General features: G+C 58.3%; 15 protein-coding genes and 4 pseudogenes. 16 read left to right on the top strand and 3 right to left on the bottom strand.

Annotated features, from left to right (window positions below):
- Positions 1–470: 470 nt before the first annotated feature.
- The 11 genes from PHO31112_RS26775 to PHO31112_RS26725 all read left to right on the top strand — a co-directional run bounded on the left by PHO31112_RS26775 (position 471) and on the right by PHO31112_RS26725 (position 8,876).
- Positions 471–719 carry a hypothetical protein gene (locus PHO31112_RS26775; RefSeq protein WP_150586914.1) on the top strand — a complete coding sequence of 83 codons (249 nt, stop codon included), beginning with the start codon at positions 471–473 and terminating at the stop codon, positions 717–719.
- Positions 720–1,532: 813 nt separating this feature from the next.
- A complete protein-coding gene (locus PHO31112_RS26765) occupies positions 1,533–1,841 on the top strand; it encodes a cellulose synthase (protein ID WP_150624729.1) in 309 nt (102 codons plus the stop codon).
- 121 nt (positions 1,842–1,962) lie between these two features.
- On the top strand, positions 1,963–2,127 hold the full coding sequence (locus PHO31112_RS27310) for a hypothetical protein (RefSeq protein ID WP_174995910.1): 165 nt from the start codon (positions 1,963–1,965) through the stop codon (positions 2,125–2,127).
- A complete protein-coding gene (locus PHO31112_RS26760) occupies positions 2,124–2,399 on the top strand; it encodes a hypothetical protein (protein ID WP_150624727.1) in 276 nt (91 codons plus the stop codon). The genes PHO31112_RS27310 and PHO31112_RS26760 overlap by 4 nt, the downstream gene beginning before the upstream one ends.
- 47 nt (positions 2,400–2,446) lie before the next feature.
- On the top strand, positions 2,447–2,695 hold the full coding sequence (locus PHO31112_RS26755) for a hypothetical protein (protein WP_217427081.1): 249 nt from the start codon (positions 2,447–2,449) through the stop codon (positions 2,693–2,695).
- A gap of 176 nt (positions 2,696–2,871) precedes the next feature.
- A complete protein-coding gene (locus tag PHO31112_RS26750; protein WP_174995909.1) occupies positions 2,872–4,536 on the top strand; it encodes an IgG-binding virulence factor TspB family protein in 1,665 nt (554 codons plus the stop codon).
- Positions 4,537–4,543: 7 nt separating this feature from the next.
- On the top strand, positions 4,544–4,843 hold the full coding sequence (locus PHO31112_RS26745; RefSeq protein WP_246178592.1) for a DUF2523 family protein: 300 nt from the start codon (positions 4,544–4,546) through the stop codon (positions 4,841–4,843).
- A 5-nt stretch (positions 4,844–4,848) separates the two neighbouring features.
- A complete protein-coding gene (locus PHO31112_RS26740) occupies positions 4,849–5,910 on the top strand; it encodes a zonular occludens toxin domain-containing protein (RefSeq protein WP_150624723.1) in 1,062 nt (353 codons plus the stop codon).
- Entirely contained in the window at positions 5,907–7,574 is a 1,668-nt protein-coding gene (locus PHO31112_RS26735) for a type II secretion system protein GspD (RefSeq protein WP_174995908.1), read from the top strand. Before PHO31112_RS26740 ends, PHO31112_RS26735 begins: the two co-directional genes overlap by 4 nt.
- 148 nt (positions 7,575–7,722) lie before the next feature.
- Entirely contained in the window at positions 7,723–8,502 is a 780-nt protein-coding gene (locus PHO31112_RS26730; RefSeq protein ID WP_150624721.1) for a rolling circle replication-associated protein, read from the top strand.
- 2 nt (positions 8,503–8,504) lie between these two features.
- A complete protein-coding gene (locus PHO31112_RS26725) occupies positions 8,505–8,876 on the top strand; it encodes a hypothetical protein (protein ID WP_246178591.1) in 372 nt (123 codons plus the stop codon).
- Between the two features lie 4 nt (positions 8,877–8,880).
- On the opposite strand, the gene PHO31112_RS26720 is transcribed toward PHO31112_RS26725, so the two are convergent.
- On the bottom strand, positions 8,881–9,882 hold the full coding sequence (locus PHO31112_RS26720; protein ID WP_150624719.1) for a tyrosine-type recombinase/integrase: 1,002 nt from the start codon (positions 9,880–9,882) through the stop codon (positions 8,881–8,883).
- A gap of 493 nt (positions 9,883–10,375) precedes the next feature.
- Here PHO31112_RS26720 and PHO31112_RS26715 point away from each other — a divergent pair, with 493 nt between their 5' ends.
- Together PHO31112_RS26715 and PHO31112_RS26710 are read left to right on the top strand one after the other, a co-directional pair.
- Entirely contained in the window at positions 10,376–11,119 is a 744-nt protein-coding gene (locus PHO31112_RS26715; RefSeq protein ID WP_150624717.1) for an SDR family NAD(P)-dependent oxidoreductase, read from the top strand.
- A 195-nt stretch (positions 11,120–11,314) separates the two neighbouring features.
- Positions 11,315–11,727, top strand: a pseudogene (locus PHO31112_RS26710) (transposase); the annotation flags it as partial.
- Here the strand turns inward: PHO31112_RS26710 and PHO31112_RS28320 are convergent.
- The gene (locus PHO31112_RS28320; RefSeq protein WP_425495237.1) at positions 11,703–11,885 is read right to left on the bottom strand and encodes a hypothetical protein; all 183 of its coding nucleotides are present in this window, start codon (positions 11,883–11,885) and stop codon (positions 11,703–11,705) included. The pseudogene PHO31112_RS26710 and the gene PHO31112_RS28320 sit on opposite strands and share 25 nt — an antisense overlap.
- A gap of 23 nt (positions 11,886–11,908) precedes the next feature.
- Positions 11,909–12,169: a transposase gene (locus PHO31112_RS28315; protein ID WP_425495236.1), complete on the bottom strand. Its 261-nt coding sequence runs from the start codon at positions 12,167–12,169 to the stop codon at positions 11,909–11,911.
- A gap of 61 nt (positions 12,170–12,230) precedes the next feature.
- Here PHO31112_RS28315 and PHO31112_RS26700 point away from each other — a divergent pair.
- The 3 pseudogenes from PHO31112_RS26700 to PHO31112_RS26695 all read left to right on the top strand — a co-directional run.
- Positions 12,231–12,647: pseudogene (locus tag PHO31112_RS26700) on the top strand (Tn3 family transposase); the annotation flags it as partial.
- A 33-nt stretch (positions 12,648–12,680) separates the two neighbouring features.
- Positions 12,681–12,809, top strand: a pseudogene (locus PHO31112_RS28310) (IS110 family RNA-guided transposase); the annotation flags it as partial.
- A 12-nt stretch (positions 12,810–12,821) separates the two neighbouring features.
- Positions 12,822–13,037, top strand: a pseudogene (locus tag PHO31112_RS26695) (IS3 family transposase); the annotation flags it as partial.
- Positions 13,038–13,668: the final 631 nt, after the last annotated feature.

Genomic DNA, 13,668 nt, shown 5'->3' with positions numbered 1-13,668 from the left:
TCAAAAACACAGTCTTATGCCTACCCGTTATTGTAAGTGGGTGACTGTGTCCGGCGTTTCAGGGGGCCGCTCCAGTCGCAATCAACATTGGCATCTCTATGACGTCTTCGGGGAAATATCCTTACGTACCCCTAAGACCAATCCGAATTCGCGTCTATCTTGCATAATTCCCTGCTTCCGTTCTTGTTGCATGCGAGCGGTCTCTGTAAGCTTGTTCTCGTCACGTCCCAAACGTGACCGGGCTTAGCGGCCCGATTGATCTGTCCGGGCACACAGCCGCAATGCATCGCGGCTTCGTGTGCGGTCTCATGCATGCCTACGAAATCAACGGGCAGGCCTGGGCTGGGACACCTTCGGGTGTGCCGCCCAATCCGACTGATCAGCGGTCCGCTAACCCAGTCCAGTGCCTGCCCACCCCCTCTCGTCCCGCGAGGGGCAGGATTGAAACGGTTAGCATGAGGACACACAGCATGACCTCTCTCGTATCTACTCCCATCGCTGTTCGCGATTCTCTCGACAAACTGCACTGTCTTTCCGAACGCCTCGTCGCACTTTGCATGGTGGCGGCCAATCAAGAAAGTGCGGAAGCCATTCCCTCCGAATTCGCAAACGCATACTTCGAGCAACTGGGAGACCTCGCGGACGAAGTTCTCGACGTGACCCAACGGTTGGACGACGATCTGAGTTTTGCAGGAAACCCCACACTCCTGCTGTCCTAACGTTGCCGCAGGCCCTCAGCAATTTGGTGCCTCTCATTGTGAGAGGCCCTTTTGCTTTCTTCGCCTGTGAGTAAACCCGCGGCGAGTTGCCTACCAACGTGACGACGAGCGCCCGAATGGTGGCCGCGAAGACCCATGAAACTTCTTACCGGCGCTCTGCCAGGAGCCGATGAACGATCTTGCTGTTTTCCTTAGCGGCTCAACCGCATAGAACGCAGTGATATCGCATTGCTGCCACCACATTGCGTTCGCCGTACACCTTCCAACGTAAAGCGACGACATCAAGTAGAACAACTGCCAGTCGCCCCCACTGCCGTATCGGCAATCCAAAGCTCAGCGAGGCAACGGGGACACATCCATGAAACGTTCTCGCGGCTTAACGCCGCTGCAACCATCGGTTTAGCACCTTAGCTGCGACTACCCAGCCTTCCGGATTTTGTTTAAGTCCCGAGCCACTCGCTCCAATGCAGGAGAAATGTGGCCGCTGGCCTCGTCTGTACGTCCCGTGACTAACCAGAATGCGAACTGAGGCCAGACTAGACCAATGGCCTCGATCATCTCGGACGTCGGACGCTGCAAACCCCGGGAGACGTTCTGCCACCGCTTCGACGGGATGCCCGTGAAGTCTTCCATCTCGCGCCAACATCGGTCGGCGTCGGCGATGTGCTCAATGAGTTCGCAGATACGCTCGCGCATCTCGGAATTTCCCCAAATACGTTCCAGACATGGAAACCTATACTTTAGGCATGTCTAATTCCTAGGCATCGGTAGCTCGGATTCCCCTGCTGCCGCTCACATGCAACCGGTGACCTTATGACCAGCAAGCAAAAGCTCATCATCCTCGACGTCACTCGACTCGAAGGCATCTCAAGCAAGACTGGCCGCCCCTACGACATGCGCACCGCACAGTGCGTGCTCTATCAATCGACAAGCGAAGGCGATCAAGCCGTCGTCGGCCGAGTCATGCTGCCGGACGGCCTGAAGGAAACGACCAAAGGCGAATACCTCGCGGAATTCGCCTTTTCGCAGTCGATGGATGGTCACCTAGTTCCGCGCATTGTAGCCCTGCATCCCTGCGTGAACGGCGCGCGCCCCGCAAATCCCGGCAAATCCACAACCTGACCTTTCCGCGTTACGCCGCGTCTTCATGTAGACGCCGATAACTCGTCTTTCATATCCGCCCCCCCGCCAGATTCTTCACACCGTCACCGCTAGAGCGCCGTGATGGAGATTGGGGGTTGCGATGTTCCGTCAGTTCTTACTCAGCCTATATAACGACTTCGGCCAGGTACGCGCCGACCAAAGGCTTTCGCTCGTCGCCCGAATCATGGAAGACGACGGCCATCTGCTTCCTAAGTGGATTCGCATGGCGCAGCGCCACCAGCGCACGCGCGGGGACTGGGCGTGACGGACCAAACCATCCAACTGCTGGCCTGCAAACCCATTCGCCAACCGATGGCGGTCACCACCGTTGACCGCGAACTCTGCCCGCCAGAGAACGGCCAGCAGTTCACGCTGGTTTCCATCGACCCTGCAATCGCGCTGACGAATGTACCCGCCACCTCACTCGACACCGTGCAGATGGCGGGATTCTGGACATTGGCGCTCACAACCATCGTTGGACTTTGGTTCGTGAGTGTCCATGTGGGCGCACTCCTCGGCTTCATCCGTCGAGGTTGAGCCAGCGCGCCGGGCGCATCCCGGCATCTCAATCGGAGTAAGCAACCATGAAAGAAGCACTTCAACACCTTCGCTCGATTGCCACACGAACGAGCCTCGGCATTACGTTGGGTACGGCGTCCTGCTTGGCTAAGGCAGAAAGCGGTGGAGGTGGCAGCCCCGACCTGTCCTCGCTGACCAACGGCATCAGCATGGGCTCAACCACAGCCGCAATCCTCGCTGTCGCCCTGTCGCTGGTCACCGTGTATGCCACGTTGCGCGGCGCAAAGATCGTGCTCGGCGTGATTAAGGGCTAATCGTTGAGCATGGCCGAGCGCTCCATCGCGCGTGTCGAGCGTTCGGCCACAAAGCGCGGCGCGCCGCATAACTCGCCGGAGATCACCATGCCGATACAAGCACTGTGGGATCTGACCTTCTTCGCCTGGGGAATCGTGTGTGGATGGGCGGTCGTCCAAGGTCTGAGGGGGTAACGATGAAACGAACATTGGTGGCTTTAGCGCTACTCGCACTCCTCGCACAACAGCCAGCAACGCCGCAAGCGCTCCCCATCGCGAACTTCGCCATGAATCGCGCCATCGCTAGCGTTATCACGCGAATTGCCGCCTCCCGTGGTTTCGCGGCTAACGACGCTCGCGTTATCGCAACGTTAGATGCGATCTCGTCATCGAGTACAGCGTTAAACGTCGTCTCAACTGGCGCGGGCATTGGCCTGTCCCTCGCCGGTGCACCTGTCTGGCTGACGATCCTCGCGGGCCTAGGCATCGTCAGCGCGGGTAGCCATTTGATCGCGACGCTTGGTGATGCCCAGGTCGCTATCGGGCAAACGTATGACGGCTCCGTTGCGCTCGTGAGTAAGCTCCCGCGCAAGGAAGCCGTCACGTTGCCGTCGTACCCGAGTTTCGAGACTTCGCCCGCTGAGGAACCGCTTTTCGAAATGCTCAGACGTCTCGGGGCGCGCGTCTATCGAACAGACGGGTGCTCCCCCACGAACACCCGAGTCGCATGTCACGAATTTCCGCTATTGCCGCAAGCGTCCACCGGCATCGCCTTGTCCTATCCAGAACATGGGATTCGCATCCCTTTCACGTCGATTTCCGAGCTTGAGGAACTACGCACACGTTGGTTGTTCCAGCCTGGCGATCCAGATCCGCAACTGAAAATCATCGAATTGCTCGATGGCTATGGCGAGTTCGCGGGCTTCGCCGAACGGATGTGGACGAACAAACACCGGACCTGCTCCGCCGACACCCCGCCGTTTTGTCCCGCTCCTCTTGAATGGGTGACGCTCGAACTGGACCCCGCTGCGTTCGAGATCAGTCGCGACGCCTTTTACGGGCTTAACCGCGTGACAACCGAATCGATCTACCCCGATTTGGATGCAGCACGAGCGGGCGTGAATCAGGAACTCCTGAGAATGCCGATCAGCCCCAAGACGCTAACCGACATCGTTGATGAATCGTGGCAGCAGGCGGCAGAAGCGCCCGACTATGCGGGACTCCCCTATCGCGACTCGGAACCCGTCACCGAAGAGGACGTGGTGATATGGGTCAAAGAGAATCCCAAGGAAGTCCCGCACATCGGTGACATCTTCGAGCCCGCCAATCCGCCCGACATCAAGACGGTGCCGATCTCTCCTCGCATCCGTCCACGCGAAGACCCGAGCCCGCAGGTCGATCCCGAAACAGACCCACGCGTCAAACCAAGACCCGATCCTGAAATCGATCCGAACACTGCCCGCGATCCCGATGAAGAGGTCCAGCCCGGCTCCAACCGCAACAAGAACACAGAGGGCGTCAAGGACGTGAATGTCGTCAACCGCCCGACCGTCGATATCGGCAACCGGGTCAAGGTCGATATGGATCTGGGTAGCGCCCCCGAAGTGAGTAAGCCTGCACTGGAAAAGACGCCCACCGCGAAGATGATCATCGATCCGATCTTGGGGCTGACGTCCGACTTCAAGGCCTGGACGATGCCTTCGCACAGCGCTGCGTGCCCGCGCACAACGTTCCAAGCATTTGATCGCACCATTCCAATAGATGCGCACTGCGAGATTGCCGAGAGCATTGGGCCACAGCTTCGCCAGGTGATGATCGCCGCCTTCGCGGTCATGGCGCTTTTGATCGTTCTTTCCGCCTGAGGTCCTTATGCCACTGTTTGCAATTATCGCGAGCGTCCTTAATACGGCGTTGGGCTTCATGTTCCGCGCATCGGTGGTCAAGTGGGCGACGTTCTTCGCGCTCTGGTACGTCGTTACCGAATTCGTCACCATCGTCAAATCGAGCAATCTCTTCCCGCAGGTATCCAAGCTTAACGAGGCGTTTTCGGGCATCCCTACCGGGGTCTGGTATTGGCTCGATCTGTTTGCCGTCTCACAAGGAGCGCCAATGATCGTTAGCGCCATGGCCGCGCGCTTTCTCATCCGGCGTTTGCCGATCATCGGATAAGCGCCATGGCGATCAATGCGTACACAGGCTTGATGGGATCGGGCAAGAGCTATGAGGTCGTTAGCAACGTCATCCTGCCTGCGGTCTTGGCCGGTCGACGTGTGGTGACCAACGTCGACGGAATCAACGCGGACGCAATTCACGCTTACTGCACAGACGTGAAGAAAGCAGACCCGACAACGCTTGGCCCCGTGATTCCTATTTCAAACGCGGACGTTCTCAAGCCCGGCTTCTTCCCCGATGAAACGAAGCCGGACCTCGACTCGATCGTCAAAGCCGGTGACCTTGTTGCGATTGATGAGGCGTGGGAGTTCTGGTCCGTCTCGCACAAGATCAGCCCGGAGCACATGCGCTTCTTCCGCATGCACCGACACTACGTGCATGCGGAAACTGGCGTCTCGTGCGACGTCGCATTGATGATTCAGTCGATCACAGACCTACACCGGCAGTTGCGCTCGGTGATCGAAGTCACGTTCGTCACGAAAAAGCTCAAAGAATTGGGGCTGGGCAATCGCTATCGCGTCGAGATGTTTGGCGGCGGCAGGATCCCCAAAGCGGCGCGACTGGGGACCACGACCACAACATACGACAAAGCCATTTTTCCGCTGTATCAATCATATGCGGGCGGTAAAGGAAAAGAACGCGCCATCGACTCCCGCCAAAACATGCTGCGCAATCCCAAGTTGTGGATGACCGCCGTGTTTTTCGTGGGCTGCTGGGTTGGTATTGGGGTATTCCTCTGGCGATTTTTTCATCCTGAACCAGCTACGGGCTCCTCGTCCACCACGGTCGAATCAAACAGGTATTCACTTGCTCCCGCCAATGCACCGTCCGACCTTGCGGCCCGCATTCCGACGTTCAGCGAGAGATGGCGCGTGGTGGGGCAATACTCGGCCAAGGGGAAGCGTTACGTTGTGTTGAGCGACAACACCGGCCGCTTACGCATCGAGTCACCATCAGCATTTCGCAATCGCGGCCTCGCTATCATCGGTGAGGTCGACGGTCAACAAGTCACTGCGTGGTCGGGCCAAAAACCCGCGTCTCGATTCTTTGGAGAGACGCCATGAAACCACTCATGGTCAGCGTGGTACTGCTCGCCACCACGCACGTACTTGCAGGCGAGCCGCGCATCGTGCCCGCCCCCATCGATTACCGAGGGCCAGCCCTTCACGATGACGGTCCGGAGATTCGGGATAGCAGCAAGCGCCGCCACTCGCCCGATTGGGCCGACGAAGGTATTCCATCGCCTCAGTTGGACCGGCGCACCTCATCCGGGAAGTTCGATTTCCAGTTCGTCAATGTGGCGCAACTCGTCTCGTTGCTCTACGGCGAAACCATCAAGACGCCCTACGTCATCTCCCCAGAAGTACTCGATGACCAGCGGATGGTCTCGATGCGATTTGATGCGAGACGCGGCGACTTACGTGCGTTCCTGATAGCGTTTCTTGATTCGCTCGGGTTCGGCATCGAAAGACGCCAAGGCGTCGACTTCGTGTTCAAACGATCAAGCTCTGGCATCAACGCGGAACCGCAATCCACCTACGTCTACCGTCCCCGGTATCGAGACACAGCCTATCTCGCCAATCTCGTCAGGCCAGCGTTTCGGGGGCAGTTCACCGTGAACCGTGAAGTCCCTGCCCCACCCGAGGGACGAGCGGGCGGCAATATTCCCGACGGGTCCGCCGCGATGCTTATCGATCAGAAAGGCGACACGCTCGTTTTCCGTGGGACGCAAGCCGAAATCGTGACGCTCCGCGATTTGTTGCCCCAAGTCGATACGCCAATCGGCGAGGTTGCTGTACGAGCAACAGCTTACGAGGTCACCCAAAGCACCGAGCACGGCTCCGCGTTTCAACTCGCCCTGGATCTGCTCTCCAAGGGCCTAGGACTCTCCATACAGGTGACCGGTGAGAAGCTAAGCAACTCAGTGCGCATCACAGCAGGAGATTTCGATACGGTGTTCTCGGCACTATCGAAAGACACACGATTTCAGGTCATCAATAGCCCGAACCTACGTATTCGATCTGGCGCGCGAGGAAAGCTCACCGTTGGGCAGAAAGTCCCCGTGTTGAAATCCGTCTCCTACCCTCGCGGAGGCGGCGAACCGGTTCAGTCGGTCGAATACCACTCGTCAGGCGTTATCTTCGAGCTGCGCCCGACCGTGAAGGATTGCGTCATCGATCTGCACGTCTCGCAGCAAATCAGCGACTTCGTTAAAACGACGACGGGCGTCAACAAATCGCCAACGCTGAACACCCGGGAAGTCGCCACCGAAATCAGTTCACAGGACGGCGACATCATCCTCATTGGCGGCCTGACAACCAACAAAGCGTCCGACAACAACACGGGACTGTCTTTCCTGCCCCGATTCCTCGATAGCCACGCCGATGCAGCGTCGAACACCGAGATCCTTCTCGTTCTCCAGGTGGAACGCGTCAGAACGTCTAGCGTCGGGAGTGTCGGCGCCGATGCCGGAGCCAAGGATGCCCGCGGACGTACCTGCAACGTCCGGGCCGTTGACGCGCGACTCAGCGCGGCTCGCGCGACCGAGCAGCGGGTAGCACCCCAGACGCCCGCCGAAACGCCGCCACCGGCCCTACAACCCCTCACTGAAAACCGCCTTTCAGACCCCGCCGACAAAGTGGCGCGGATCGAAGAAGGAACGACGCTTCGCGCGACCGCCGCCGCCCGCAGGGTCGAGGACGGCGGGGGCGCGCGAAGCGCGCCCTAAATTTATATCCGTAACACTTAACGAGAAAGGAGGTAGCAAAACCCATCCAGCCGAGACAGGAACACCTCGATCCGGACGAAAAAAGGCCCCGATGCAAAACACCGGGGCCAACGCCTTCTCCGCGATGACACATGACAAAGGAGCTGCCATGCAAGAACCGAGTTTAGTGAACGATTCCGCCTTCCGACGAGAGTGGATCATCAGAGGACGCAATTTTGGAGATGGGCAGGTGGAGGTGACCGTCACCCGATTCGACCGCTACATGGGCGCTCAGAGGCTCCACACCCTGCCAAAGGCGAAGCGCGGCGAATCGGAAAACTCAGAAGATAACCAAATAGCGGCGGCCAAACGGGCCAAACAACAAGTCAGATTGCGTTGTAAGGCCATCGGCGCGGATCGCATGATCACGCTGACCTACCGGGAGAACATGCAGGACAAGGAGCGCTTGAAGCTTCATTTCGACCGCCTTCGCCGTCGGCTGAACAGAATTCAAAACTTCCAGTACGTCGCAGTCCCGGAACGCCAAAAGCGGGGTGCGTGGCACCTGCATATCGCTGTAAAGGGGAGACAAAACTACAGGGTGCTCCGCGCCATCTGGATATCTGTCGTCGGTGCAGACAACGGCAACGTCAATGTGCGGAATCCATTTCGGCAGAGAAGTCAGCAGCACAAGCTGGCGGCCTACCTCGGGAAGTATCTGGTCAAGGATTTCACTGAGCACAAGATGAACGAGAAACGCTATTGGTCGAGCCGAGGAATCGTGATCCCTGAGCGCCATCCCATCAACCACATCCTTAGCGATGACCCCGTAAAAGCCATCGTGATCGCGTTCGAAGCTGCACAGGAGGTCGGCGCAAGCCTCGCGAACTGTCAGGCGTTTTGGAATCAGGATCTCGGGAGCTTTTGGTTAGCCACAAAGGGGAACTAAGGATGGACGCACTTTTATCACCCGAACAAATTCAAATTTTGCTGGGACCACATGCAGCGCAGGGCAGGGGCGAGCGGCTCGATCCGACGACCCGCGACGGCGGCGACGTCATTGCACTAATTGAGCGGCTCGACAAACTTGTGGGAGTTATGGCGTTGAAGAAGGCCCCCGAACTGTGGACGGCCAAGGACATCGCCGCATGGATGGGACTTTCCGAAAGTACGGTTGCATTGAAAGTCGTGTCCCGCCCTGGCTTCCCGAGTCCCGTCGTACCAACAGGATCATCGGAAGCCAAGCGGCGATGGTTCGGGGACGAGGTAATCGAATGGGCGAGAATGAACCGTGGTCGCCTCCCAAAAGGACGCCGTAGCTGAGTCTTTATCCGAGTCGACCCGCGATATCTGAAGCCGTAGCATTGTAGTAGATCATCAGGCTACGTGGGTCGCGATGCCCAATCATCCGCGCCAAGTCGAGCACATCGAGCTTTCGAGCAAGCCGAGTTATTGCTTCATGCCGTGAATCGTGAAAGCGCAAGTCGGCCACAGTCGGAACTACCCGGCTCGCCTTGGCGCGTGCCTTTCTCCAAAGCGCGTCGATAGAGGGCGTATTAACGCCAAGGCACGGCCCACCGTTCTGCGGCAAGAGTTCGAGATATTCCACAGCGTTTGATGACAACGGCACATCGCGCGCGTCCCCGTTCTTCGTATTGGCCAGACGCACATACCGCTTATTCAGAAATACGCGCCCCCACTCCAAGCCAGCAATTTCTCCCTGCCGCATACCTGTCTCAAGCGCGATGAGGAAGGCCAGCGCTACCCGCTGACTGTGCGTCTCAGGTGTCCGCCCCGGAACGTAGCCAAGTGCCGCGACCATCGCCTGAGTTTCCTTCTCAGCAACCCGTCGATCGCGCGGCTTCGGATTCCTTGGCCGCCGTACATCCCGAATGGGATTCTTTTCGCACCACTTCCACTCTCGGCGAGCCGCTTCAAAAACCGCCGAAAGTAGATTCATGTCGCGATTTACCGTGGATGGGGCCACGGCAGCCAATCGCCCATCGCGCCACGAGCCAATCTGATCGGAAGTAATTCGACCCAAGATTTCGCCGATGAAATCGAGCTGCCGGGTCAGCGCGTTAAATCTGACCAACTCCCACCGTGCCCCCGCTTTCGTTGGCGATACTTCCGTCGCGTAGCGCAGAAACGCATCGCGCAGGGTCTTCCCGCTAACCACTGCCTCAGTACTGCCGGAAATTACCTTAGCCTCAATCGACGTTGCCCAAGCAACCGCTTCCGCCTTCGTATTGAACGTTCCCGACCTGCGAACTCCAGCCTTGGCGACCTCTGCTCGCCAAGTCGTTCCGCGCTTCCTGTACGTCGCCATGCCGCCTCCTCCTGTTGGCGTAAATCTGGCGTAAAGGCTATCACCGGGAACCATAAGTTTGGCGTCGTCACAGCGGATTTCGGAAGTTGCTGATTGCCCGAAAACCCGCATGAATACTAAGAAGTTGGCTGTTGTTTACGTTTTGATGGAGTTTGACAGAACGCCCTGAGCTTCCGGCCCTGGGCACCACAAGATCTACATCCCGTAAGGCTTTCCCAGCGATTTGGCGTAGATGCGCGCAGTCCGCCTGTAGGTACGCCAGCCTAGCCAGGTCGACACTGGCCATACCGCATCTCAAAAACTGCTTGTAGTTCAGCGAATAGAATTAGAACGTAAGCCGCTGATTTGCAATTTGCATTCTCCGCGCTATGGCAACTTTGTAGCAGGCCAAGAAGCAGCTACCAACCAATTTGGGACGTTCGACTCAGTCGCCTAGATCGGCGACAATCAACGAACGAACACCAGATAACGACCGTCATCCACGAGAACGCCCATGGAAATTGCGTCCCCTGTTGCGCTCATTACCGGTTCGACTTCTGGCATCGGCGCTGCCATCGCTCGGCGGCTCTCAAGCGAAGGATTTTCAGTCGTCTTGCATTCGCGTAGTTCGGCGGAAACAGGGCAAGCATTGGCCCGTGAACTCGGCTCGGCGATCTACGTCCAGGCCGACTTAGCCGATGATGCGGACAGGATGCGGCTGGTCCGTGAAGCCATCGCCGCCTGGGGGCGACTCGACGTTCTAATCAACAATGCAGGGATCAGCCGTGTCATCCCGCATGCGGATTTGGCTGCGGCTACGCCGGCTGTTTGGCAGGAACTCCACGAGGTCAACGTCGTCGCACCGTTTCGTTTGATAGCTGAAGCGGAACCCGCATTACGTGATGCGGCTCGGCAGGGCCGCCCCAGTAGCGTGGTCAACATCAGTTCACATGCGGGTGTTCGACCTAAGGGCGCGTCAATACCATATTCGGTCACAAAGGCTGCGCTCAACCATATGACCCGCTTGCTGGCGCTATCGCTTGCGCCCGACATCCGAGTGAATGCTGTTGCTCCAGGACTAGTCGACACGCCATTGACCGCAGATTGGACGCAAGCACAGGAACTGTGGAAAACACGAGCCCCAATGCGGCGGTCAGCTAGCCCCGAAGACATTGCTCAGGCTGTCGCGATGCTGGTCGCATCAGACTATCTGACCGGAGAAATTCTGCTATCGGATGGCGGGTTGAATCTCACGTAGTAAATCGATGTCTTAGCTTCGTACTTCCGGATTCGGCCAGAAGCAGTCACCCCCCCTAGGTTAAGATTGACCTGCCCCCGGCAAACAGGGCGATCCGGAGTCTAGTAAAGTTTGTTTTCGGAGAAGAAGACGAACACGAAGAAGCGCTTTTCGGAACAGCAAATCATCGGGTTTCTGAAGGAAGCCGAGGCCGGTATGCCGGTCAAGGAACTGTGCAGGAAGCACGGGTTCAGTGATGCTTCGTTTTACACCTGGCGCGCGAAGTTCGCCGGCATGGAGGTCTCGGACGCACCCCGACTGAAGGACCTTGAGAGCGAGAACGCGCGGCTGAAGAAACTGCCGGCCGAGGCCGTGCTCGGCATGGAAGCATTGAAGGTTGTCGTCAAGGGAAAGCCCTGAGCCCGCAAGCCAAGCGCGAAGCAGTGGTGGCAATTCGGGAGAAGGTCAACCTCTCGGAACGCCGCGTCTGTCTGCTTGTCGGGCTTTCTCGCAGCGTGTTGCACTATGAGGCGAAGCCGGACCGTGACAATGACGCGTTGACGGCCCGCCTGGTGGAGCTGGCGCACGAGCGTCGTCGATTCGGCTACCGTCGGCTGTACGCCCTGGTGGAGCCATAGCGACGGTGCCGCTGAGCCAGCGCGACGATCTGCGCTCGCAAGGCATGATTGCGGTCCGGCGCAGGCTGATAGCGATAAGCGCTGGCGCTCATGCCGATCACCCGCAACGCGTGCCGCTCGCTCAGGCCGCCGTGGGTCATATGGCGCATCAAGTCTCGGCGTGACGGTGCGCTCACCACTTTTTTCGCAGCGCCTCACGGGGGACTTCGTTCTCCAGCATCGATTCCGCGAGCAACTTCTTCAGCCGGTTGTTTTCCGCCTCCAGCTCTTTCAGGCGTTTCTCGTCGGACACGCTCATCCCGCCAAATTTGCTGCGCCACAGGTAGTACTCGCCTCGGAGAAGCCATGGACGGCAGAGCTCCTTGATCGGCAAGCCGGCCTCCGCCTCGCGCAAGAAGCCAATGATTTGCTCTTCGGTGAATCGTTTCTTCATGCCCAATCTCCTGACTACGTGATTGGACTCTAAAGCGTCGTGCTACTCAAGGGTGGGGGGACGTCGGCTGGGCCGCATCGAGCGCACACTGTTTATTCTGGACTGGCTTCAAAGCTTGGAGCTGCGCCGCCGTGTGCAGGCCGGACTCAACAAGGGCGAGGCGCGCGATGCGCTAGCCAGGGCGGTGTTCTTCAACCGGCTGGGCGAAATCCGCGACCGCAGCTTTGAGCAGCAGCGCTACCGGGCCAGTGGCCTCAATCTGGTGACGGCAGCCATCGTGTTGTGGAACACCGTCTATCTGGAACGGGCAGTGAGCGTCTTGCGCAATCACGGCCAAGGCGTCGATAACGCGCTGTTGCAATATCTGTCGCCACTGGGCTGGGAGCACATCAACCTGACTGGTGATTACCTGTGGCGCAGCAACGCCAAGGTCGGCGCAGGCAAATTCAGGCCGCTACAGCCGCTGCCAAAGGCTTAACGTGCTTTAAATTCCATTTTCTGAGACGCCCCCTACGTTGAGCGACGAACTAAGGAAGGAATGTCGAACAAGGAAATTCACCGCTGCCTGAAGCGCTATATCGTCAGAGAGCTGTACCCGCTCATACTGGCCGACTTGGCCGATTCAGCACGCGCTACTTGACATAGGAGCGTCAACGCGCCGACGGAGAGCTTCTTCAACAGCCTGAAAAACGAACGGGTCCACACGACGCGCTATCGCACGCATCGGGAAGCCGCTGCGGACTTGTTCGAATACATCGAAGTGTTTTATAACCGCAGTCGTCGTCATTCGTCGCTCGGCTTCGTATCGCCGACCCAGTTCCTGCAAGACTGGCTCAAGGCTCAGCAGATGAAGGATACGGCAGCATAACCCGGGGCCTCTGGAAGGCGAAAAACGGAGGGAACCTCAGAGATATGGCCTCCAAAGACCAAACCTGGGGCGCGGCGGAGCGCGGTATTGTCCGAGACGTTCTTCCCATTTTTGCAGCCAACTCGTCTGTACCTCGACGCGCGTCCCTCTCCCGGACAATGCGGCAATAACGGGTGTCCCTTCCCCCCAATTCTCGTACGCGTGCAGAAACCTCTCCCTGCCCTCCAAACCTTGCGTTCGTAAGTACCACACACCACCACGACTGCGAACACCCCTAGGCTCAAATCCTAACCTGCTCAATATACGCGCCTCTTTGTCTATCTGAGATTTGGGTCGACCGGGGGAGCTAGTCCAGATTAATGCAATATCGGGTCCATCCTCATCGGTCGCCTCAACGAGGCGGCCGGCAGCGCGCTCGTCACGATACCAATTGGCTGGAGTCGTCGGGTCATATCGCGCGTCGCGATCAGGCGCGCCGAGCAGGCGCTCTTGTGTGACGTTGGGGGGAGACGGGGCGTCGTGCACCTCTCTAACCGGTCGCCCCGAAAAATTGGGGCGAGGCTCGGCGTGCCCAACGATTCGTCCGAATGACTCGACGGTTTCACCTCCGAGATGGGCGAGCCCTTGATCG

Origin of the sequence: Pandoraea horticolens (assembly GCF_902459555.1) — a bacterium.
In the GTDB taxonomy this organism is placed as follows: domain Bacteria; phylum Pseudomonadota; class Gammaproteobacteria; order Burkholderiales; family Burkholderiaceae; genus Pandoraea; species Pandoraea horticolens.
The sequence above is the reverse complement of the archived record's forward strand: the minus strand, read 5'-3'. Positions and strand labels throughout refer to the sequence as shown.